We start from the raw sequence: 21,973 nt of genomic DNA on the forward strand, positions 1-21,973 counted from the left end.
ACTTTCCTATGATTCATTGTTAAAGAAGGACATTCCCGTAATGGATTGGGAAAACCAGTATATGCCATATCTTCTCAGCGTTGTTCTTAACCAACACAGTATAGAGAGACAGGTAATTAATACATTGATAAGCGCACAAGCAATGCGTTGTGTTGTTGATACTTCATCAATAGAAGAAGAAGCGCAGAACTGGATATTCAATGGTTGTGATAAAACGCAAGTCTATTTTAAGCTGATAGCTTATGGTAATTATGCTCTTGAGAGGTTTAAACTCTCCACTGATCGCGTCAATCGAGTTCTTAAATTTAATGATATTTTAAAAAATAAGGATAAATTAAAGGAACACATAGATGAGATGGGTGTATTTTTTATAAGTTGTTCTGATCCGATTGAAACGTTTCCATCACACCAAAGACCTTGGAAGCAAGATATTGACCACGCAATAGCTTACATTAAAACTACCGAACATGAACTGTTAAGAGCCGCCGTTCTCGATACATCCCAGGCTAGTCCCACAAAGCCAGTATTACTTGAAGGGAAATTTACGAAGTCTAATAAAATCATTCATCTAACTTGGACAGCTCCGAAAAATGGTGATCACGTAATAGCTTATAAAGTAAAAAAACTGGATATAAACGATGACAAAGCGGATGATTGGATATTGGTCGATATATCATTTACACTACAGCTTACATTGCCCCTGTCAACTAATAAAAAAGGGGTAAAAATGCAATTCCAAGTCATCCCTTTCAACCGAACTGGGGACGGCCCTCCAAGCAATATAGCTACAGTAGTAATATGACTCAGGTGGATACGTAAAACATCGTTCCGTCCCGAGCCATAATATTTTCTTGATAAGAATGCCAATTGTACAGTCTAGATGAACTGCCACCATACATAGAAAAGAATTGGCGGTAATAGCGCTGGAGCTGACAAGCCAAATAAATGTGTCCATTTATTACCCAAGATTGGTGGAACTTCTAAAGACTGTTCGGAAGGTGTTTCTTTTTCGCAGTAAAAGCAGTACAAGAGGCTGGTATTGATAATGGCAGCCAACACCGTAATCCAAACAAGTAAAGCCGAAGCACAGCCGAGGAGTGGAATTAAATCTGCTAACTTGGCAATTTGGACTTCGTACTTCGGGTATCCGGGCGGCCACACGAGTAGTGTGGCGTATGCCGAAAAAATAAACGAGTGTGACATGAGGAGCCACGAGATCCTGTGACTGATTAGATTGTCTTCATGTTCAACTTGTGACCTTACGATGCGGGAAAGTGTTGAAATCTCAGAATTGTCGCTGATTGTACTCATGGAGTGCTACCTTTGTCTAATGAACGAACAAAAACGCAAATAGATCGGGAAATTGTAACATTAATAAAAATTTGACTCGTACATTTTACTTCAAAGCAGGCAGAAATTTATTTAACCCGTAAGATCTGAAAATCGACACCAGATCGACATTCTTCCAGACCCATCCCCTCAAAGTCTTAATACTCCAACAATTATGAGAGTCCGCTGTGGGTCGCAATTGCCAGTTGATAAGCAAGACAAAATGAAGCCGTGAGTGGCTGGTTTGAATAATTTTTAGCGGCTTTTTTCGTATGATTTTGGGTGGCTTTTTCGATGATAATACGCAAAAACAATAGAAACAATTATAAATGATAACGACCATAGGTTGTTTTTGAACGTCTGACTTAGGAAAATAAAAGTTCAGTCCTGATAGTCGGCCCGTGATCCAGGGCGTGTAAAAACGTTAAAAAAATGGGTTGAACCCATCCAAGCCTTGAGGGTATAGAAATGGCTCTTGGGTCGATAGCACCACATTTCGATAGTTGAGCCAATCGTTGTCTCGCATCCTTTCACACACAACACAACGTAATAGAACCCCGCCAGTTAGCTACCCCGGAATTAAAGAGCCCTAAATCATTGGGGTTGATTTTTTGTTTTTGACGCAAACGAAGTCAAGTCCTAACTAGGAACACGTACTAAACAATACCAAGCATTAAGCTGAAAGTAGCATTTTGTTACTTTTCATACAAAAGTTTACAAAACTACAAGAAACTGTAGAAGTTCAGACAATTGATAAAGCTATCGATATTTTATAATTAATTGATAATAAACAATATTTATATTTGGCATGACTATTGCAAATTTTGATTTGAATAGTTTGATTTGAAAGAATTGGTGTTGTCGATAAACGGGTTCTAAATTGAGGAGCAAAACATGCTAAACGAATTAAATATAGAGGTATCTACGCCGCCACCTGACCTGGATGCAGTCTTGCAACAAGTCGCCGAACACAAAGGCTGCGGTACTGAGGGCGGTTCAGGAAAAGCGAGTTGCGGTTCTGGCGCAGGGGAGAACGACCTGCCCCAAGAAATTTGGGATAAGGTCAAAAACCATCCCTGCTACAGCGAAGAAGCGCATCACCATTATGCACGTATGCACGTGGCGGTTGCGCCAGCTTGTAATATCCAATGCAATTATTGCAACCGTAAATACGATTGTGCGAATGAAAGCCGTCCGGGCGTGGTGAGTGAAAAGCTGTCGCCGGAAACGGCGGCGAAAAAAGTGTTGGCGGTGGCTTCCACCATCCCACAAATGACGGTGCTCGGTATCGCCGGCCCTGGCGATCCCCTGGCCAATCCTGAAAAAACGTTCAAGACGTTTGAGTTGATTGCGAAGACTGCGCCCGATATTAAATTGTGCGTGTCCACTAACGGCTTGGCCTTGCCCGACCATGTCGAGGAATTGTCAAAATATAACATCGACCATGTCACCATTACCATCAACATGATCGACCCGGAAGTCGGCGCCAAGATCTATCCTTGGGTGTACTACAAGAAAAAACGCTATACCGGCGTGGAAGCCGCGAAAATCTTGACTGATCGCCAGTTGCTAGGACTGGAAATGTTGACTGAGCGCGGCATCTTGTCCAAAATCAATTCGGTGATGATCCCTGGTGTAAACGATAAGCATTTGGTTGAAGTCAATAAGGCCGTCAAGTCCCGTGGTGCGTTCTTGCACAATATCATGCCGCTTATCTCCGCGCCGGAACACGGCACGGTATTCGGCCTGACAGGCCAACGCGGGCCGACCGCACAAGAGTTGAAAGCCTTGCAAGACAGTTGCGAAGGCGAGATGAACATGATGCGCCATTGCCGCCAATGCCGTGCGGACGCGGTAGGCTTGTTGGGTGAAGACCGCAGTGCCGAATTCACTACCGATAAGATCATGGAGATGGAAGTCAGTTACGATCTTGAATCCCGCAAGGCTTATCAAGATGCGGTAGAGATAGAGCGTTTGGCTGTATCTGCCGCAAAGAAATCCGAAATGGAAACCTTGGCCGGTGAGCATAGCGACATCAGTATGTTGATCGCGGTCGCTACCAAAGGCGGCGGTAAAGTGAACGAGCATTTCGGCCACGCGAATGAATTCCAAGTTTATGAGCTTACCACGGGCGGTGCAAAATTCGTCGGTCACCGCCGGGTCGATTTGTATTGCCAGGGCGGTTATGGCGAAGAAGAGTCGCTATCAACCGTCATTCGCGCTATCAACGATTGTCACGCAGTCTTTGTTGCCAAGATCGGCGGCTGTCCGAAGAACGACTTGAAAACGGCAGGTATCGATCCAGTCGACCAATATGCCGGTGAGTTTATCGAACAATCCGCCATTGCCTACTTTAAGGCGTATCTCGACAAGGTGAAAAGCGGCGAAATCGAACATGTCGTGCGTGGCGATGCACAGATTCGCCAAGGTGCGTTAATGGCTTCGTCAGCCGCTTAACAACGTATCGCACCGAAGGTGGCTGCGTCTAAAGCGTAGTCACCGACGGTGGATTATTAAGTTTAAGGAGCTAAACCAATGACCTATAAAATTGTTGAATCGAATTGTACCGGGTGTTCAGCCTGCGAACCGGAATGCCCTAACAAGGCAATTTCCGAAACCAAAGACGGATTATTTATCATCGATCCCAATAAATGCACCGAATGCATCGGGCATCATGACGAAGCGCAGTGCGTCGCTGTCTGTCCGATTGATAAGACCTGCATTATCGACACTTCTTTCCCACGTTACCAGGCTGCCTAGGAGCGATTTATGGATATTACAATAACAAGCGGCGCGGAAAAATTCATCAAACGGATGGTGAATTTCAGCGGCATGGGGGCAGGCGCAGGATTTCGTCTGTCAGTAAAGCCCGGTGGTTGTTCCGGGCTGGCTTCGGAATTTTCGGTAGAGGCCGAGCCGTTACCCGGCGATGCCGCTTTTACCATACAAGGCATAAAGCTATTCCTGCCTGCTGAAAGCCGCTTGTTGTTGCAGGGCGTCACCATGGATTTTGTCGAAACGCCTATGTCGAGCGGTTTTGTCTTTCAAGATCCGAAATCAACAGGTTGCGGGACTTGCAGTACCAGTGCGCCTGCTGGCGGCAGTGAAGTTAAGGTGGTTAGTTTTCAACCCAAAGCTAATTAACCAAGGCGCGGGGTAGATAAGCTTATGTCCGCAGCCGGGTTGTCATTAGAGATTTCCGATCCCATCCTGGACACGGCTTATTTGGGTGAAGGATTGCCCGCTGAAGCTGAACAGCATTTGCAACTGGCGGGACAGAATTACCATCAGGACGAAACAGCGGTCATGCACCTGAATAAGGCGAAGCAGGCCGCACCGGATCATCCGGCAGTATTTATTGGTTTTTATCGGTTTTATTTTTACAAAAACCAATTGGCCGAGGCGTTGAAGATTGCCCAAGAGTGTCTGGTTAAAGCAGCGCGTGATAACGGTATGGATTCAGATTGGCGGAAAGCAAAGCCGGACGATGCCGACTTTGATAATTTTGGGGCGATTATGCCGCGCTTTTTCTTATTCACCCTTAAAGGCTACGGTTATTTGCAGTTGCGGCTTGGAAATTTGGATGAGGGCCGTACGGCAATAACCAAGTTGTTGGAGCTCGATCCCAACGACAAGACGGGCGGCAAAGTGCTATTGACGGTATTGGAGCGGCGTGAAAATGGCGACGAAGACGGAGATTGACGAAGCGCGGGACTGGGAGGGCAGATTGCTGGACTGTTCTGCGTGCGAACAGTTTGCAAACCAAGCTGAAGGCCGTTGCCGTCTTGGTCATGCCTGCGTACAAGACCGTTATGCACGACGTATCGACCGATTTTTTCGCTGGAATCCAAAGCTTGCCACGGATTACATTACGCATCCTTATTTTGAAGTGCGCGCCGTGGCGGCAAAATACCTGGACATCTTTCATCTGCAAAGGCTGCTGCACGATCCTGATGAAACCGTACGCCAAAGTGTCGTCCTACGCTTGCCCGCCAACTCACGGCAGATCAAGGCCCTGAAATCAGACCCGGATAGGGAAGTACGGATTCGGGTGGCGCAGCGTCTGGAAACCCATGAACTGATGGGCATGGTGAACGATCCCGATTATTACGTGAGGCAGGTTGTGGCGCGCAGGTTGCCGCTAGAAAAACTGGCAGTTATGGTCAATGACCGCGACCCTGAGGTACGTAAAGTCGTCGCTCGGCGTATCGGCCTACAAGGGCTGCTGACTTTGGCCAAAGATACTGAGGCAAGTGTTCGTCTGGAAGCGGTTTTGCGGTTACATGTCGATCACCTCAAAGCGCTGGTTAAGGATCCGGATTGGCGGGTACGTTATGAAATCGCAGGTAGGCTGGATCGGGGTAGCTTGGAAGGCTTTAGAAGCGATCCTGAGCTGGCCGTACGCGAATTGGTCGAACAACGTCTTTCCTCTTACTTTACTTTTCCTGTCAAAGGACAAAGTGGCGTTATAGTGCCTAACTAAAGGAGAATTTTATGGGTGACATCAGCCGAGATAGTGAAGTTAACGAATTGAACAGTCCGCCGAAGTATAATTTTGGCGAAAAGGTCAAATCAAAGAAAGTCGTGCGTAATGATGGCACGTTTAACGGTGCGGAAATTGGCGAAACCTTAGTTAAAAAAGGCGAGATCGGCTATGTCAAGAGCATCAACACCTTTTTGCAACAGTATTACATTTATGCGGTGGATTTTCCTGAACGGGGTTATGCCGTTGGAATGAAAGGCCGGGAATTGGAATCGTTGGATAACCCGCCGCCGCCGAAAGAAAAATTGGAAGAAGGGGCGGAAATTGCATGATTGACTTGCGCCAACCCAAATTCCAATGGGGTCAAAAAATTTTTGCAGAGATCGACCTGTGCAATGACGGCTCTTATCCGGATCATGAGCTTGAAGCGGTGTTGGTTGCCGCCGGTAGCCCCGGTGAAATCGTCAATGTCGGCCATCATGAAGATGCCAATGTGCCAATTTATCTGGTCGAGTTCGCCAGCGGTCATGTCATCGGTTGCTTGGAAGAAGAGCTACGCTTGGGATGATGGTCATGACCGCCTTATTGTCAGGAGAATCGGCTACCATGAATTGCAGAATCTTAGCAAAAGCAACGGTTATGGCACATTCTCCGCAGCCTAATGAAATGGATCTTAAGCGCATTGAACGCGCCCTGGTTAACCGCAAACGCTACCGTTATGTATCGCCGATGGTACAGGCCACGGTTAACGGATACCTTATCACCAGCCCTTGCTGTTCTAGGAATATTGACCCCGATGGCGGCATCATCGATATCGCCCGACTGGAGTTTATGGCTGAAGAACAAGGCTGGCGCTTATATCATAAGGATCATAAGACCGGGGCATGGTCTGCTTATGCCGATTACCCCGCCTTGCGACCGATTTTGGCGGTATTGCGCGATGATCCAGAACGGAGGTTTTGGCAATGATCGCAACCAACACCATAGTCTATCTCGACAACAATTCCACCACCGCAATCGCGCCTGAGTGTATGGCTGCAGTCGCGGCTTCCCTGCAGGATAATTTCGGCAACCCGTCCAGCAAACATAGGTTGGGTGAGGCGGCGAAACTGAAAGTCCTGGCCGCACGTGCCCAAGTAGCGGCATTGGTAGGCGCGACCTCGCCGGAAATCGTATTCACCAGCAGCGGTACCGAAGCTATCCATCACGCGATATTGGGGGCATTGGCCTTATGCCCTGACAAATCGCACATCATAACCAGCGTGGTCGAACATCCATCCCAACTTGCGCTGTTGCAGCACTTGGAAGGCCAAGGCAAACGGATAACTTATCTTCCGGTCAATACTTGCGGACAGCTTAATTTTGACGACCTGAGCAACGCTATCACAAGTGACACAGCTTTAATATCGCTGATGTGGGCCAATAATGAAACCGGTGCGTTATTCCCGATTGCCAAAGCGGCGCAAATAGCCGCCGAAAAGGGCGTACTGTTCCATACCGATGCCGTGCAGGCGGTCGGCAAAGTAGCGATTGACTTGAGCCAAGTCCCCGTCGATTTCCTCTCACTTTCCGGCCATAAGCTGCACGCCACCAAAGGGATAGGGGCATTATTTGTGCGTAAAGGGCGCAAACTGCCACCGGTATTGTTTGGGCATCAGGAACGCGGACGACGTGGCGGCACCGAAAACGTGCCAGGGATTATCGCATTAGGCGTGGCGGCAGAACTCGCCATGACCGAATTAAAATTGCAATCCGAGGCGCGGGTGGCGGCATTACGGGATAGTCTGGAACAAAAAATTCTGGCGTTATTTCCCTGGAGTTCCGTCAACGGTGCAGCAAGCGAACGCCTGGCGGGCACTTCCAGCATTTGTTTTGGCGGGATCGATGCCGATTTGTTGATTACCAAACTGGATAAGGCAGAAATCTGCGTTTCTGCGGGCGCTGCCTGCACTTCCACCGGCACCGAACCGTCGCACGTATTGCTGGCAATGGGGCTTAGCCCCGAACAGGCTGCGGCCACCATCCGGTTTTCGCTTAGCCGGTATACCAAAATGGAAGAAATTGATAGGGTTATCGAAGTTCTCCCGGAGCTGATTGACAATCTCCTGGCAGAGGCGGCATGACTGTAATTTGTTTAATTAATGCAATCTTGGAGATGCAATGAAAGTTATGATCCGCAGAAATGACGCTGGTGTACTGTCTGCTTATGTGCCTAAAAAAGACTTGGAAGAACCCATTGTATTTCAGGAAAAACCTGAGCTTTGGGGCGGGATAGTGCATCTCGCCAACGGCTGGCAATTGGAGCTGCCCATCCTGCCTCCGGGAACAACCCTGCCGTTAACGGTGGATGCGCGTAAGTTGGCCAGTGACTAACTATGGCAATCAACCCTGAAACAGTCGAGCAAATCCAGGCGATGTTGACGGCTTCGGCAACAACATCGGAACGGATTGCCACCTTGCGTAAAAGCATTCCGGGCTTATCAATCACCCGCTGCGATGCGAGCGATATGGATGCCGAACAGGCTTGGTTCGAATCGCCTGATTTGAATGTCTATCTAATCGATACCTCGGATCACTGCGTGCGGATTACCAACGCTCCGCTAAAAGCAACCGGCCTGATTATAGCGGTGAAGTAAAAGGAGACCTTATGAACCAGAATCCGACGATACTTTTTTCCGATCCCGATATCAGCATGCAAGAACTCGAAGCTGTCGAGGCGGTGCTTAAGTCCCCCCGGTTGAGTGCAGGGCCGGTGGTGGAGGCATTTGAAGCGGCTTTTGCTCGCTACCTGGGACGTAAACATGCCGTGGCCGTGAGCAGTGCAACATTGGGTTTGATGCTAACGCTAAAAGTCAACGGGATTGGCGCTGGCGATGAAGTCATCGCCTCTTCCTTCAGCTTTCGCGAAACGGCGCACGGAATAACGCTGGCAGGCGCGATACCGGTCTTTGCGGACATCGATTATTGGTCAGGGACACTGGCTTCGGAGAAAGTGGCTGCAAAAATCACGAGTAAAACCCGTGCGATTGTGGTCGGCAATACCTGTGGTCATCCTGCACCCTGGCAGGCATTCCGTGAGCTGGCAACCAAACATAAGCTGCTGTTGATCGAAGATTCCAGCGAAGCGCTGGGTTCGGTTTATCAAGGCAAGTTGGTCGGTAATTTCGGCGACTGCTCTATCTTCGACCTGTCCCAGCCTGGGCCGATAACCTGTGGTGAAGGCGGCATGATCGTGACCGATGATGCCGCACTGGCTGCACGCCTGCGCGGCAATCGTGGGCGCAAAATCGAAGAGCGGCAATCGGTGGTGGTGGGGAGTACCGTACCTTATCAGGCCGTGTTATCGGATTTCAGCGCCGCCTTGGGGCTGGTCCAGGTCAAACGGATCGATGAAATCCTGGAACGACGTAAAGTGATCGAAGGTTATTACAACGAATACATGCAATCCTTTGAAGGCATCAAGCCGCCTTATGTCGCGCCCGATGTCGATGAGGTTCATTGGTCGTTTTATATCGTCCATCTCGGTACCCGTTTTTCCCGCTCCAGTCGGGATGCCATTATCCTCGACCTGGAAACCGAACAGATTGAAGTTTTTGCTTATTGCCAGCCCTTGCATCAGCAACGTTATTACAGCGATATCGGCTATCGCCGGGGTGAATTCTTTGTCACCGAAAAACTGGCCGACCGCGCTATTGCTTTGCCGTTCCACGGGCATCTAACTGAGGATCAGGTGGGATTTATCGTTCAAACAGCGAAGGATGCCTCGATCAATATTGGTGCAGGTGCCGCCATTTATTTATAACTTTATACAACAGGAGAAAAACTATGCCATCTATTACCGTTCAGCCTTCCGGCAAAACCTTTGAAGCCGAGGTCGGCACAAGCTTGTTGGCGGCATTGCTCGCCGCCGGGGAGCCTATCGAACATAAATGCGACGGCAAGGCCGAATGCGGTTCTTGCCACCTGTTTGTGCAGGAAGGCCGCAAAAGCTTATCCAGGGCACAGCGCCCCGAACATGAAAGGCTCGACAGCATGATCGGCATCGGCTCGAAATCAAGATTGGCTTGCCAAGCATTGCTGGGTACCGAAGACGTGACTGTGGAATTGTTGAGCTTTGCGTCTGGATTATAAAAAAAGAATCGCCTGTGTCGGGCTACCTAAGGGCGGACAGGCGCATAAACAGTGCGCTTAACCTCACGATCCTGCCTTCCGGCAGGACGGTTCAAGTCATTGGCGGGACTCGTCTACTGGTGGCTATTACTGATGCAGGGGAGTCGGTTATCGATGAATGCGGGGGGCGCAGCCGTTGCGGCTCCTGCCATGTCGTAGTCCGCTTCGGTTGGCGCAGCTTATCCAAAATACGGACTAAAGAGCGTGAACGGCTTACCCAACTCAACGGTGCGAATATGTTGAGCAGGCTGGCATGTCAAGCCATGCTGGGCGCGCATGATGTAACGGTTGAGCTTATGCCACACTGACTTAAGCCAGATAGACTTAATATTAGGTTCTTAAATTAGGAGATTTTTATGGATACCAATGAAACAAATTCTGAACCCCAGGCTGAGGCCACAGCGGCTGTTAACGTGGAAGTAGTGGCCAAGGAAGCCATCGATTGCCTTATCCACTTGCGCTTCCAGCCCGATGGCTCTGTGATCGAGATTGGCGAACGCCCGTCTGGCGTTACTGCACAAAATTGGTTTAATTATTTGAGCCGACATACCCATAACTGCTATCAGGCACTCTCCGGTGGGCGCGGGTTATTCCGTCTGCCGCGCCTGGAAGTCGATGCCTTGAAGACGGCATGTATTGGGGAGAATGCGACATGAGCAGCGCAACATTAACGCAGATTCGGGCGGGCCTGGAGTCGGGTAGGATTATCCCTTATCTTGGACCGGAAGTGCTGAACCTGGAAGCGGACGTAGCGGTGCCAGGTTCGCCGGAACTGCTTGTGGACTTAATTACGGCGAAGGTTACCGTACCCCATAAGATCAAGAAAAACCTGACTGCCGCTAGCCAGTATATCGAAAACTTTAAGCATCGTAAGACGCTGGTGGGATTAATGGGCGACGCATTTCAGGGCAAGCCTGCGCCGACCTATTTGCACGATTACTTGGTTTCCATGCCCAAGCCTTTGCCATTGATAGTTGACGTGTGGTATGACGCGACCATGGCTGCCGCCTTGCAAGGCCGAAAAAACTTCGGCCAGATCCAGGGGGTGAGCCGGGCGGAACACTTCAACGAGTGGGTGCATTATTACAATGCCGACGGCACGCCAGCGGAAGCATCGGCAGCCACACAGTGGGCGACAGTCCTGTACAAGCCGCTGGGTTCGATAGCGCCGGATAAAAACTTTATTGTGTCCGATTCCGATTATGTGGAAGTGCTGACCGAAATCGACATTCAAACCCCGATTCCGCAAGTCGTCCAGCAATTGCGGACGGATCGGAGTTTCCTTTTCTTGGGTTGCCGCTTTCGCAACCAGTTGGAACGCAGCTTCGCACGCCAGATCATGAAGCGGTCATCAGCCAAGCATTGGGCAGTGTTGGAGAATGAGCCGACCCGTAACGAACTGCGTTTTTTAACCGAGCAGAATATCGAAGCGATTCGGATACCGTTGGCGGAATTCGCTGAGCAATTGACCGAAACTTCGTTGGAACCTTCCGTTGCAGCGGCTGTGTGACGACCACAATAAGGCAAGCAAATATGAGCAATAGCAGAGTCGAACGAATTCAAGCAACGATTAACACTGCCTTGCAGCCGGATTTTTTAGATATTATCGACGACAGTCAGGCACATGCCGGTGATCCGGGCGCACAGAACGGTGCAGGCCATTATGTGGTCTCTATCGTCTCTAAACAGTTTGTTGGCTGCTCTATGGTCCAGCGTCACCGCTTGGTTTATGATGCACTGGCCAGTTTTATGCCGACGGAAATCCACGCCCTTAGGATCAAGGCATTGACACCTGATGAAAAGGCATTGAAGGCATAGTCATCTTATAACAATCGGTATCAAGGAAAATAGCGATGTATGTCTGTGTATGTAGGCCGATTACAGAGAACCAGATACGCTCTGAAGTAAAAAATGGCGCGTGCTCGATGCGCGATCTTAAGCAACGCTTGGGTGTGGCTGCTTGTTGTGGCAAATGTGCGCGCCATGCTTATCAGATTATGAATGAAGGAAAATCTGAGATAGCCTGTCTAACTGCGGGTTGATATAGGGTCTAGGAGAATAATAATGAAAGGCGACGTAAAAGTTATTGAGTACCTCAACAAGGTGCTGTGTAATGAATTGACAGCGATTAACCAGTATTTTCTACATGCCCGCATGTTTAAAAACTGGGGTTTTCAGAAATTGAATGAGAAGGAATATCATGAGTCGATTGATGAAATGAAACACGCGGATCAATTGATCAACCGCATCTTATATCTGGAAGGCTTGCCCAACCTGCAAGAGCTCAGCAAGCTGTTGATCGGCGAAAATCCCCAGGAAATATTGGAATGCGACCTGAAATTGGAAATGTTGGGGCATCCCTTGCTTAAGGAAGCCATCGCCTATTGCGAGTCGTGTAAAGACTATATATCGCGCGAGCTTTTCGAGGATATTTTGGAAAGTGAAGAAGAACACATCGATTGGCTGGAAACCCAGCTCGAACTGATAGGCAAGGTGGGCTTGCAAAATTATTTGCAGGAACAAATGGGATCGGCCTCTTGAGAGGGTAGGTTATCGGTTCGATTGGGGGTTCAGTGCTGGGCGTATTAGGAGCATAAACAGGTTAACGTTCAGATAAGCAGGGAGTTTCCGTGCGCCGTAATCCGCCGCATGGTAAAGTACAGGCGGCGGATTACACCGCTGCCAAACAACCGTGATAAATTGAAACCCAATCAAGATGTGCGGCTATCCGCCCTATATTTATTACTACCCCTACGGCTTCCTCTTGAGGGAAGAAGGTTAGGGTAAGGTCGATTTTCCTGTATCTAATTCTTCCCACCCCAACCCTCTCGGCAACTGCTCCTGCGTTGCCCCACTAACCTACATCCAGGTAGGGATCCAGCAGGAGAGGGAGATTTTTTCTTAACTTAACGGCATTAGGTTGGCATCACCTTTAGCCTTATTATATGCCTTCGTTATCCGTCGTAGGAGATTAAGGCATTCAAGGCTGGCTGCCATATCCAGGGCGGTAAAATCATCCAGGCTTTTCAGGCTGGTGTCTGCACCAGCAGCAAGCAAGCGTTCAACGACCTGATGTTTGCTTGCGGAAGCCGCATACATGAGGCAAGTCGCGCCGTTGTCATTTTGATGGTCAATGTCAATGCCGTTTTGGACGAGATAATCGATGGTGTCAAGATTGTCGTTAAAGCACGCAAACCAGAGCGCATTGTTGCCGTCACTGTTTAAGGCATTGACGTCGACACCCAATTGGACAAGCTCTTTAACCATAGGTAACTCTCCCAGTCGGCAGGCGCACATCAACGGCGTGGTTTGGTTGGCTATCGTTGCTTCGGCGGCATTGGCGTGAAAATCATGTGCCGTGAGCCAAGCGTTGAGTGGCTCAGGTAATACATTCACCACCCTGTCCGGTATTTGTAAGGATCTGATGCGCCATGCTTCATAACCATCGATAAGATCGTAGATTTCCTTGAAGCCGAAATCGGCAAATATTTTGGCGTAAGTCTGGCTGGCATTGCCGTGGTAGCAATAAATCAGCATGGGCGTTTTCTTGGGCGTATTAAAGAGTATCTGTTCGAGGTTTGCTTCTGCAAGATGTTGCGCGCGTTCCAGATGGCCTTGCGTAAATGATATAGGATCACGCACATCAAAAAGCATAAGGTCTGTACGCTTGCATAGCGCTTGCGCCTCCGAAACGGTTACGCGTTGCCAAGGTATTGTCGGTGTCATCTCATTTCCTTCGGGTAGGGCGGTAAGGTGAGTATTCGGGCATCATTCAATGAATAGCCGATGGTGAAGTGGTAAAGCGATTGGAAACTTTGCCCTGAAAGCCCGAGCAGTTCGTGCATGGAATCGTCGAAATAACAGCCAATGCCCGTTCCACGCACACCCGCCGCCTCCGCTTCCAGATAAAGCACCTGTCCAAGCAGTCCCGCTTCCCAATATAATTCCCTATAGAGCCAAGAAGCCTGTTGTATGGTCGGTTCAAACTCCGCGAGCATTCCAAGCGAAAAACAGCCTTGTTTGGCGATGGCTTGGTGACAACTGATCGTTTGCGATGCTTGGCCGCAGTCAGCGGCAACAAGTTGGAATAAGGGCAGATGATCAGGACATTCCTGCGCCTTGACCCAGGCGAATTCGCTGCTTAAAGCCGCCCTGAGGGAAGATTCTGCAATGTGGCTACGCGGTAAAATATAGAGGCCAGGGGTAAGGCCGTCCACCCGATGTACGAATAAGACCGGATGCAACCTAGGCGGATATTGCCATACATCCCAGGGTGGTGCCGGGCGGGGTAGCAGGCAATCTAGGATATGATAAAAAACGGCTGCGGTTATGCTCGGTTTCCCGTCAAAGTGCTGGGCACTTCGGCGTTGCCGGATTAGGGCGGCGGCAGGTGTTTGGTTAATCGACGGTAACGGCGGATATTCAGTTGTCGGTTGAAATATTGGCGAGTCTGTTACGGGTTTGCGTGTCGCTGCCGCGACTTCATCGATCACAGGCCAGTGGTACATGGGGTGAGGATCGAGAGTATTCGCTTTTCCATACCATTCTCCTCGGGCTAAATCCCAATCGGGTAATTTATCCGAATCCGCTTCGCCCGTGTTGGCGGTAATTGCCAGCAATAGCTCAGGTTCTTCCGTTTCCGCCCCGGTGAAATCCTGGTTTCGGTTTAGCCCCAGCAAGCCAGCCAACCGATCGCTGCCTAGGTTTTCCACGATACGTACCGACCAGCCCAGCGCGGCGGCGGCGTAACGTAGAGTCCCGATGGCGTGGCCGACATCGTGTTGGCAGTACCTGAAAGCGCGTTCGCCATATTTCCATGCTTCCCGCCAGTGGATCGAACTGAGGCCGACAAACAATCGCAGGGTAATTGCCGTATCGTCGCTTCGGTAGGCGTTAAACCGTCGCTCTAAAACGTGATCCCGGCTAATATAGTGGTAAACGCCGTCGCTGAGGTCAGGGACGCCTTCGCAGACGATATAGCCTTCCGTCGGGTGCAGGTTGCCGCTCGAAGGGTTGCAGCGCAGCGCCCACCGATCCGGCCCGTATTCTTTCCATGCCGAAATGCCCAAGGCCAATTCCAGCAGCCAGCCGATGCCTTGAAGGTCGAGTGGTTGTGGGGCGACAGCCGAGGGTTGATAAAGGTTGGCAAAGGGCGTGGCCAATTCAGTATCCGCAAAAGGCAGCGTTATCCTTGGTGCGCCGCTAAATTCGCGGAACGGATTCGGCTGGCTGGTCCAATCCAAAGTTTCCGGGCCTGTCGCATAGCGTTCCAAACGATGTTTGGTGCGGTTATGGTACGCCAATACATGGTCGTAATTACTTGCAGAAGTCATTTCGATGGCTCCGGACAGGGTTGGTTTGGCGTTGCGGCGGCAGCGTTCCAGGTCTTGTTCCGCCAATGCCTCGACTTGTTCGGGGCTAAGGCCGATCCAGCTATCGATCCGGTCTTGGTCGAAACCAGAGTCGCGTTGTTCGCCCACTTGCAACAGCGGGCGACGAATCAACAACGGATCGGTCAGCATAAGGTTCAACGCTTCGGTTTCGGTCAAGTTTTCCGGTGTTATTTCTTCCGATTTAATCTGCGGTGCAGCACGATTGAACCACTCCGTGACAGGTTTATCACCAAAAAAAGGTCGCAGTTCGTCAGCAGTAAATCCGTTTGTTAACAGGTTCATGGGGACGACCTGATGTCCGGCTTTTTCCAGTAACTGTTTTTGCCGGCTGTTGTTGGCGCAACCGGGCTTCTCATAAAAGATCACTATCGCCATGTTAGCTTCCCACCTTTGATTCTACCTGCTTACGCGCAAGTTTCAGTAATTTTTCTGTTTGGGATTCAATCGCTAGCGTTACCTTTGGGTCTAGCTTTTTAAGCCAATGTGCCGGGATGTCCTGAACGCCGTAGGCGGCGCCTGCCAGCATTCCGGCGAGTGCGCCTGTCGTATCGGCATCATCGCCCTGGTTGACCACCTGGGTTACGCAGGATTCAAAACTGTCGGTACGGAAGAAAAAATACAACACGGTCTGGACAGTGTCCACGATATAAGCGGAAGCGCGCTTAGGGTAGGGGTCAAAACGAAATGCCGGATGGTCGGAAATAAGGGTGTTGGCTATGGCTCGGCAAGCTTTGAGTCCGCCACCCAGGAGGAGTTGCTGTGTCATCCGGCCAAGGGCCAGGCTTGCCGCATCCGAGAGTGGATGATGGTGGGTAATACGGCATTGCGCCAGTGTCCCAGTCACGAATTCTTTTACGTCGCCCAAGGTGGCAAGGACGACTGGTAGGTTACGCATGCACGCGCCATTGCCGGCATCGCCTTCGTTCGGAGGTGCTTCCAGGCTACCGTCGAGCATGTAACGCCGGATGCCGCGACGGCAGGTGGCGCCACAGTCCACAGGTTTGGATTTGAGCCAGTCGGCAAAAGCATCGGCCGCCGCTTTCGTGTTAAAGCCGTTTGTTGATAGTATAGCGTCGCCTAGCGCTAACGACATGCCGGTATCGTCGGTGACCTGTCCGGGTTTTAGTTTCAGCCAGCCGCCACCGATGATTTTTCGGTGCATGCCGTATCTGTCCTGTATTTCGCGCGGTGTCATGAATTCTACAGTGGCGCCTAAGGCATCGCCAATCGCCAGTCCAAGGTATGCGCCTAGCGCGCGTCTGTGGATATCGTCCCAATCCATTATAAATAGCTCACCTTAACCCGGTATTCGCCGCCGAGCACTAAGTATTCTGCTTCGGCTTTAAGGGGGTGTTGTTGTAAAAGCTCATTAAAGAAAACAATTTTGACAACGGGCACTTGGGCTTCGAGTATATAGTCACCGAATTCGTCGGCAATGTTGCGGTTGGTGCTGAAAGACACCAAGTTATTGAGGCGCACGATAGCATGGCGGCCCGATTCTTCGTGCAATAGCCAGTGTTCACGAAAGTCATTAATGCCACGATAGAGGGTGATATGGCGTTGATGGCGGAAATGCCATCTGGTCAGTTGCCATTGGCAAAACTCGTACAGTAGGTCTAGTTGAAGATTAATACTGTTATTATGAAAACGGCTAGCCATTTTTTCTTCAATATAGCGATTCCATTCCGGCGAAGTATAGCGATCCAGTGGCGTGTGATGGAATGTGGGCAAGAGCCCGAAACGGCTTTCCACCCAGCCTTTGAGTACGGCGCCTTCCCGGCTGTTGGCATCATACCCCCAACCTTTCAGCAGCCGAAGATAGCTGGACCGAAAACGCCGAGGCAGGGCGGCGGGTATCGTTTCATCAAGACCAAAGGCCACATTCATATAATCTGCGAAAATCGTTTCGGATTGGCTTACACTTTCGGCCTCGGCGAGTTGCCGAAAAAACGACCGGTTGGTTTCGCGTATGGCACTGATTTGTAGCGGCAATGGATAATCATTAAACGCAACGCTACCGATCAGGCCGCTTGGCACCCCGACATGATTAGTGCTATGACCGCGACCGTAAGGGTCTCGATCCTGCCCCATGCGGTGGCCTAGCTATACGGGTCGATTTTCCGGGATCTTGATCGGCCCCATAATTTTCAATCCTTCCTCAAAGCTGATTTCCTGAAATTTGCCGGAAAAGCTTGCCGAGGCATCGGCGATAGCATCCAGCTTTCCGGCGGTATTCAGTTTTTTAAGGTCGCCGCGCTCGATATAAAACAGATCCAACAATTCGTTATAGACCGTCGCCTCATCTAATGGTAAAACCCAAAATGTCACGCCGCCGTAAGGGATCTGGTAACGGTTGCTGATGTCCAGATTGCCCGCAAAAAAGAAGTATTTACCGTTCGGCGACAGTTTATCACCCAATACTTCACACAACAGTTTCAGATGTTCCAGCGACAAGGCCACACCGGCAAGGAAAGGTATCGTCATTTCCCCTGCGTTGGCAACCATCATCACTTGATCGAATTTTATCTCGGGAGGACGCGCTTCATCGCTGAATTGTTGGGCAAATTTCAGGGCAATTTCACCGCGAAAGCCAAATCGTCCCGGTTTCGTGGTGAAATCTTTATAAACTGGGCTTAGCAGGCGGTTTTCGTTGTCAAGCGAAGCGAATGGGGTTTCGGCTATGGTATTCATGGATATCCTTAATTTTGATTACGAAGAAAATCGGCAGTTTTGTAAAAAGAGTCAATAAGCTGTGCCAACAGTTCGGGGTCGGGCGCTTGTTCGCTCAGCGCCTGGGTCATGCAACGCATCCAAGCATCACGGGCGGCTTCGTCAATAGGGAATGCTAAGTGCGCCCGCCGCAATCGCGGTTGTCCAAAGCGCTCGGCATACAGCGGCGGCCCCCCCAACCAACCCGAAAGGAACAGGAATAGCCGCTCCTTGGCCTGGGTTAAATCAGTCGGATGCAGTGCGCGGATGGTACGTGCTTCCGGCAATTCGTCCATCAATTGATAGAATCTTTCCACTAGACTCTTTACTGCCGTTTCACCGCCGAGTAAGTGATAGTGGGGATTGTTAACCGCCGCAGTGATGGGTAATGTCTGGTTTGTCACACCTGCACCACGGGGATGCTCAGTTTAACGGCACGGCCAAGCTGGGCATCCACCCTCTGACGCGCTTTTTCGATAGTCAACGGCTTCGCCAGGATGGAATTGACGCCGTTTTTGAGGCAGGCCTGGGCTAAAGGGTCGCTAGCTGAATCCGCAACCAAAATAATTTTGAGGCCGACAATCTTGGCATGGATTTCCGCCAATACACCAATACCATATTCCTTGACTATCCCTATTCCAAGGAGCATTAAATCGGGCTTCCAATCCACGGCCTTGGCGTAGGCTGCCGTGAGGCTGGTTATTTCGTGTGTTTCTATTTCATCGTGGAGCATGAACTGTAAGGCCGCACAGGTAATTTCATCGTTATCTACCACAAAGACACGGCGGTTATCAACCGCCCTATCGCTATCCACGCCGATTTGCATGTGATTCTCCTTACTGAATAAAAAAAATCTTCCCAGAAAAAAGACGATGGGAAGATATTAATAAAGTGGTGGCTAAAAGACACTCACTGTGCCACTCCCTATCAATGCAGCAAGTTCTGTTCCACAAATTTGATGGTTATGAAAAAGTATTTTTAATCAGGTAATTAGATTTCATAGGAGTGATTTGATTAGGACTTCTGCCTACTGCTATTTTTGTATGATTCCTTACAGTTTCCCATACATTGTAAGGTTTGTAACAATCCTAAAGGTAACAAACTAATCGTTTTTGACGAAATAAAATATTTATTAATCAGATAGATAGGATTTATTTGTTTGCATGGCACAATCATTGCAATTACAAAAACGAGCAGTACTCAACGACTCACCGCAACGGTCACCAAAAAGAAAAAAGAGAAAGGATTGCCGTTTTCATGTTGGAAGGGTTGGTGCAGGCAGAGTCTGCTAGGCACTGAAATTATTTCGATTACTTATAATATTTGGAGATTACATATGTCAAAGTTAAGACAAATTGCTTTTTACGGAAAAGGCGGGATTGGCAAATCCACCACTTCGCAAAACACATTGGCCGCGCTCTCCGACCTGGGTCAAAGAATCCTGATCGTGGGTTGCGACCCTAAGGCCGATTCAACACGCCTTATCTTACATGCAAAAGCGCAAGACACCATCCTGAGTTTGGCTGCGGCTGCCGGTAGCGTAGAAGATCTGGAGCTGGAAGACGTGATGAAGGTTGGTTATAAGAACATCAAATGCGTCGAGTCCGGCGGCCCTGAGCCTGGAGTCGGTTGTGCGGGTCGCGGTGTTATCACCTCGATCAACTTCTTGGAAGAAGAAGGCGCTTACGAAGACATCGATTATGTGTCTTATGACGTATTGGGCGACGTGGTTTGCGGCGGTTTCGCGATGCCTATCCGCGAAAACAAAGCGCAAGAAATTTACATCGTAATGTCCGGCGAAATGATGGCGATGTACGCCGCCAACAACATTTCCAAAGGTATTTTGAAATACGCCAATTCAGGCGGTGTGCGTTTGGGTGGATTGGTTTGTAACGAACGCCAAACCGACAAGGAATTGGAATTGGCTGAAGCCATGTCCGCTAAGCTGGGCACCAAGTTGATCCATTTTGTCCCACGCGACAATATCGTCCAACATGCCGAATTGCGCCGTATGACGGTCATGGAATATGCGCCTGATTCCAAGCAGGCTCAAGAGTATAGGGACTTGGCTAACAAAATCCACAACAACTCGGGCAACGGCATCATCCCTACCCCGATTACTATGGATGAGTTGGAAGATATGTTGATGGAACACGGCATTATGAAGCAGGTTGACGAAACACAGGTCGGTAAGTCGGCAACAGAGTTGGCAGCCGCTTCGGCCGCCTAAAAGCGAGTGTCGAAGGTGGGAATCGGTTGGGTGGGTGTTCGTGCCCTTACACTAACCCACTAGGCAGGTTTCCACCCCTAACCACAAGCTTGTTTATCATTGCAAGGAGAATCATCATGAGTTTAACCGTTGCGGAAACTAAAGAACGAAATAAGGCCCTCATCAACGAGGTTTTGGAAGTCTACCCTGAGAAGACCGCCAAACGCCGCGCCAAACATTTGGGTAGCTATGAAGAAACCAAACCGGACTGCGGAGTTAAGTCCAACGTCAAGTCCGTACCGGGTGTGATGACCATCCGGGGCTGTGCTTATGCAGGTTCGAAAGGCGTGGTTTGGGGCCCGATCAAGGACATGATCCATATCAGCCACGGCCCGGTCGGTTGCGGCCAGTATTCCTGGGCGGCGCGGCGCAATTATTATATCGGGACTACCGGGGTCGATACCTTCGTCACCATGCAGTTCACGTCTGATTTCCAAGAAAAGGACATCGTTTTCGGCGGCGACAAGAAGCTGGAAAAGATTATCGACGAGATCGAGGTATTGTTCCCGTTGAATCACGGTATCACCGTGCAATCGGAATGCCCAATCGGTTTGATTGGCGACGACATCGAAGCCGTCTCCAAAAAGAAAACCAAGGAATATAACGGCAAGACCATCGTACCTGTACGTTGCGAAGGCTTCCGGGGTGTTTCGCAATCCCTAGGACACCATATTGCCAATGACTCGATCAGGGATTGGGTGTTCGACAAGTCAGAGGATAAGCACCCTGAATTCGTCACCACACCTTATGACGTGGCTATCATCGGCGACTATAACATCGGCGGCGATGCCTGGTCTTCCCGCATCCTGCTGGAAGAAATGGGCTTGCGCGTCATTGCACAGTGGTCTGGTGACGGCTCTATTGCGGAATTGGAAAATTCACCTAAAGCCAAATTGAATGTGTTGCATTGCTACCGTTCAATGAACTACATCTCCCGCCACATGGAAGAAAAGTACGGGGTGCCTTGGGTTGAATACAATTTCTTCGGCCCGACCAAAATTGCAGAATCCTTACGTAAGATTGCCAGCTATTTCGACGACAACATCAAGGAAGGTGCTGAACGGGTAATTGCTAAATATCAAGCGTTGATGGATGCCGTGGTCGCTAAATACCGTCCACGTTTGGAAGGCAAAAAAGTGATGTTGTTTGTCGGTGGTTTGCGCCCTCGCCATGTTATCGGCGCGTATGAAGACCTCGGTATGGAAATCGTCGGTACTGGTTATGAGTTCGGCCATAACGACGACTATCAACGGACGACCCACTACGTCAAGGACGGCACTTTGATCTATGACGACGTGACCGGGTATGAATTCGAAAAGTTTGTCGAAGCGATCCAACCCGATCTCGTCGGTTCAGGCATCAAGGAAAAATACGTATTCCAAAAAATGGGCGTGCCTTTCCGTCAAATGCATTCCTGGGATTATTCAGGCCCTTATCACGGCTACGATGGCTTCGCTATCTTTGCCCGCGATATGGATATGGCCATCAATAATCCAGTATGGGGTTTGGCAAGGACACCTTGGAAGACAGCGGCTTAAGCCGTTATATGGATATTAAGGTTAGTTTTAAAGGTAAGTAGGGTGCGTGAATGCGCCCCAAATAGAGTTTGAATAGTACACG

General features: G+C 49.7%; 30 protein-coding genes. 22 read left to right on the forward strand and 8 right to left on the reverse strand.

What is annotated here, in order from left to right:
* Positions 1-802 (forward strand): fibronectin type III domain-containing protein (locus MGMO_RS02795; RefSeq protein ID WP_036306637.1); only part of this gene is annotated, 802 nt, incomplete at its 5' end.
* A gap of 74 nt (positions 803-876) precedes the next feature.
* Here the strand turns inward: MGMO_RS02795 and MGMO_RS02800 are convergent.
* Positions 877-1,311 (reverse strand): hypothetical protein, encoded by a 435-nt coding sequence (locus tag MGMO_RS02800; RefSeq protein WP_023493508.1) that lies wholly within the window; start codon positions 1,309-1,311, stop codon positions 877-879.
* Between the two features lie 912 nt (positions 1,312-2,223).
* On the opposite strand from MGMO_RS02800, the gene nifB reads away from it, so the two are divergent.
* The 19 genes from nifB (at position 2,224) to bfr (ending at position 12,523) form a co-directional block, all read left to right on the forward strand.
* A complete protein-coding gene (nifB, locus tag MGMO_RS02805; protein WP_023493509.1) occupies positions 2,224-3,786 on the forward strand; it encodes a nitrogenase cofactor biosynthesis protein NifB in 1,563 nt (520 codons plus the stop codon).
* 78 nt (positions 3,787-3,864) lie between these two features.
* Entirely contained in the window at positions 3,865-4,089 is a 225-nt protein-coding gene (locus MGMO_RS02810) for a 4Fe-4S binding protein (RefSeq protein WP_023493510.1), read from the forward strand.
* Between the two features lie 9 nt (positions 4,090-4,098).
* Positions 4,099-4,473: a HesB/IscA family protein gene (locus MGMO_RS02815; RefSeq protein ID WP_023493511.1), complete on the forward strand. Its 375-nt coding sequence runs from the start codon at positions 4,099-4,101 to the stop codon at positions 4,471-4,473.
* Between the two features lie 24 nt (positions 4,474-4,497).
* A complete protein-coding gene (locus tag MGMO_RS02820) occupies positions 4,498-5,031 on the forward strand; it encodes a hypothetical protein (protein WP_023493512.1) in 534 nt (177 codons plus the stop codon).
* Entirely contained in the window at positions 5,009-5,812 is an 804-nt protein-coding gene (locus tag MGMO_RS02825) for a 4Fe4S-binding leucine-rich repeat protein (protein WP_023493513.1), read from the forward strand. The genes MGMO_RS02820 and MGMO_RS02825 overlap by 23 nt, the downstream gene beginning before the upstream one ends.
* 11 nt (positions 5,813-5,823) lie before the next feature.
* Positions 5,824-6,144 (forward strand): nitrogen fixation protein NifZ, encoded by a 321-nt coding sequence (locus MGMO_RS02830; protein WP_023493514.1) that lies wholly within the window; start codon positions 5,824-5,826, stop codon positions 6,142-6,144.
* Positions 6,141-6,380: a nitrogen fixation protein NifZ gene (locus MGMO_RS02835; protein WP_023493515.1), complete on the forward strand. Its 240-nt coding sequence runs from the start codon at positions 6,141-6,143 to the stop codon at positions 6,378-6,380. Before MGMO_RS02830 ends, MGMO_RS02835 begins: the two co-directional genes overlap by 4 nt.
* A 38-nt stretch (positions 6,381-6,418) precedes the next feature.
* Entirely contained in the window at positions 6,419-6,781 is a 363-nt protein-coding gene (locus MGMO_RS02840) for a DUF3024 domain-containing protein (RefSeq protein ID WP_036306643.1), read from the forward strand.
* Positions 6,778-7,935 carry a cysteine desulfurase family protein gene (locus tag MGMO_RS02845; RefSeq protein ID WP_023493517.1) on the forward strand — a complete coding sequence of 386 codons (1,158 nt, stop codon included), beginning with the start codon at positions 6,778-6,780 and terminating at the stop codon, positions 7,933-7,935. The genes MGMO_RS02840 and MGMO_RS02845 overlap by 4 nt, the downstream gene beginning before the upstream one ends.
* Positions 7,936-7,972: 37 nt before the next feature.
* Positions 7,973-8,185, forward strand: coding sequence for a putative nitrogen fixation protein NifT (nifT, locus tag MGMO_RS02850; RefSeq protein WP_023493518.1), 213 nt, complete (start codon positions 7,973-7,975; stop codon positions 8,183-8,185).
* Between the two features lie 2 nt (positions 8,186-8,187).
* A complete protein-coding gene (locus tag MGMO_RS02855) occupies positions 8,188-8,448 on the forward strand; it encodes a hypothetical protein (RefSeq protein WP_023493519.1) in 261 nt (86 codons plus the stop codon).
* 11 nt (positions 8,449-8,459) lie between these two features.
* Positions 8,460-9,614, forward strand: a complete 1,155-nt coding sequence (locus MGMO_RS02860) for a DegT/DnrJ/EryC1/StrS family aminotransferase (RefSeq protein WP_023493520.1) — start codon at positions 8,460-8,462, stop codon at positions 9,612-9,614.
* A gap of 23 nt (positions 9,615-9,637) precedes the next feature.
* Complete coding sequence (locus MGMO_RS02865; protein ID WP_023493521.1) at positions 9,638-9,943, forward strand: 2Fe-2S iron-sulfur cluster-binding protein; 306 nt, start codon at positions 9,638-9,640, stop codon at positions 9,941-9,943.
* A gap of 14 nt (positions 9,944-9,957) precedes the next feature.
* The gene (locus MGMO_RS02870) at positions 9,958-10,290 is read left to right on the forward strand and encodes a 2Fe-2S iron-sulfur cluster-binding protein (RefSeq protein WP_023493522.1); all 333 of its coding nucleotides are present in this window, start codon (positions 9,958-9,960) and stop codon (positions 10,288-10,290) included.
* Positions 10,291-10,338: 48 nt separating this feature from the next.
* Positions 10,339-10,638 (forward strand): class I SAM-dependent methyltransferase, encoded by a 300-nt coding sequence (locus MGMO_RS02875; protein ID WP_023493523.1) that lies wholly within the window; start codon positions 10,339-10,341, stop codon positions 10,636-10,638.
* Complete coding sequence (locus MGMO_RS02880) at positions 10,635-11,492, forward strand: SIR2 family NAD-dependent protein deacylase (protein ID WP_023493524.1); 858 nt, start codon at positions 10,635-10,637, stop codon at positions 11,490-11,492. The genes MGMO_RS02875 and MGMO_RS02880 overlap by 4 nt, the downstream gene beginning before the upstream one ends.
* Positions 11,493-11,515: 23 nt before the next feature.
* Positions 11,516-11,800, forward strand: coding sequence for a BolA family protein (locus tag MGMO_RS02885; RefSeq protein ID WP_023493525.1), 285 nt, complete (start codon positions 11,516-11,518; stop codon positions 11,798-11,800).
* A 35-nt stretch (positions 11,801-11,835) separates the two neighbouring features.
* The gene (locus MGMO_RS21025; RefSeq protein WP_023493526.1) at positions 11,836-12,024 is read left to right on the forward strand and encodes a (2Fe-2S)-binding protein; all 189 of its coding nucleotides are present in this window, start codon (positions 11,836-11,838) and stop codon (positions 12,022-12,024) included.
* A gap of 22 nt (positions 12,025-12,046) precedes the next feature.
* Positions 12,047-12,523 carry a bacterioferritin gene (gene bfr, locus MGMO_RS02890; protein ID WP_023493527.1) on the forward strand — a complete coding sequence of 159 codons (477 nt, stop codon included), beginning with the start codon at positions 12,047-12,049 and terminating at the stop codon, positions 12,521-12,523.
* A gap of 360 nt (positions 12,524-12,883) precedes the next feature.
* Here the strand turns inward: bfr and MGMO_RS02895 are convergent, their stop codons facing one another.
* Genes MGMO_RS02895 through MGMO_RS02925 form a run of 7 tightly spaced genes read right to left on the reverse strand, consistent with a single transcriptional unit; the run spans position 12,884 to position 18,910 of the window.
* Positions 12,884-13,708 (reverse strand): ankyrin repeat domain-containing protein, encoded by an 825-nt coding sequence (locus MGMO_RS02895; RefSeq protein WP_023493528.1) that lies wholly within the window; start codon positions 13,706-13,708, stop codon positions 12,884-12,886.
* Entirely contained in the window at positions 13,705-15,750 is a 2,046-nt protein-coding gene (locus tag MGMO_RS02900; protein ID WP_023493529.1) for an ArsC/Spx/MgsR family protein, read from the reverse strand. Before MGMO_RS02900 ends, MGMO_RS02895 begins: the two co-directional genes overlap by 4 nt.
* 1 nt (position 15,751) lies before the next feature.
* Positions 15,752-16,657, reverse strand: a complete 906-nt coding sequence (gene draG / locus MGMO_RS02905; protein ID WP_023493530.1) for an ADP-ribosyl-[dinitrogen reductase] hydrolase — start codon at positions 16,655-16,657, stop codon at positions 15,752-15,754.
* On the reverse strand, positions 16,657-17,466 hold the full coding sequence (locus tag MGMO_RS02910; protein WP_023493531.1) for an NAD(+)--dinitrogen-reductase ADP-D-ribosyltransferase: 810 nt from the start codon (positions 17,464-17,466) through the stop codon (positions 16,657-16,659). Before MGMO_RS02910 ends, draG begins: the two co-directional genes overlap by 1 nt.
* A 12-nt stretch (positions 17,467-17,478) precedes the next feature.
* The gene (locus tag MGMO_RS02915) at positions 17,479-18,066 is read right to left on the reverse strand and encodes a hypothetical protein (protein WP_023493532.1); all 588 of its coding nucleotides are present in this window, start codon (positions 18,064-18,066) and stop codon (positions 17,479-17,481) included.
* An 8-nt stretch (positions 18,067-18,074) separates the two neighbouring features.
* Positions 18,075-18,488: a group II truncated hemoglobin gene (locus MGMO_RS02920; protein WP_023493533.1), complete on the reverse strand. Its 414-nt coding sequence runs from the start codon at positions 18,486-18,488 to the stop codon at positions 18,075-18,077.
* Positions 18,485-18,910 (reverse strand): response regulator, encoded by a 426-nt coding sequence (locus tag MGMO_RS02925; RefSeq protein ID WP_023493534.1) that lies wholly within the window; start codon positions 18,908-18,910, stop codon positions 18,485-18,487. The genes MGMO_RS02920 and MGMO_RS02925 overlap by 4 nt, the downstream gene beginning before the upstream one ends.
* Positions 18,911-19,420: 510 nt before the next feature.
* Here MGMO_RS02925 and nifH point away from each other — a divergent pair.
* Both nifH and nifD read left to right on the forward strand, forming a co-directional pair.
* Positions 19,421-20,314, forward strand: a complete 894-nt coding sequence (gene nifH / locus MGMO_RS02930) for a nitrogenase iron protein (RefSeq protein ID WP_023493535.1) — start codon at positions 19,421-19,423, stop codon at positions 20,312-20,314.
* A 116-nt stretch (positions 20,315-20,430) separates the two neighbouring features.
* Complete coding sequence (gene nifD, locus MGMO_RS02935; protein ID WP_023493536.1) at positions 20,431-21,891, forward strand: nitrogenase molybdenum-iron protein alpha chain; 1,461 nt, start codon at positions 20,431-20,433, stop codon at positions 21,889-21,891.
* Positions 21,892-21,973: the final 82 nt, after the last annotated feature.

The sequence above is a fragment of the Methyloglobulus morosus KoM1 genome (assembly GCF_000496735.2).
Classification (GTDB): Bacteria; Pseudomonadota; Gammaproteobacteria; order Methylococcales; family Methylomonadaceae; genus Methyloglobulus; species Methyloglobulus morosus.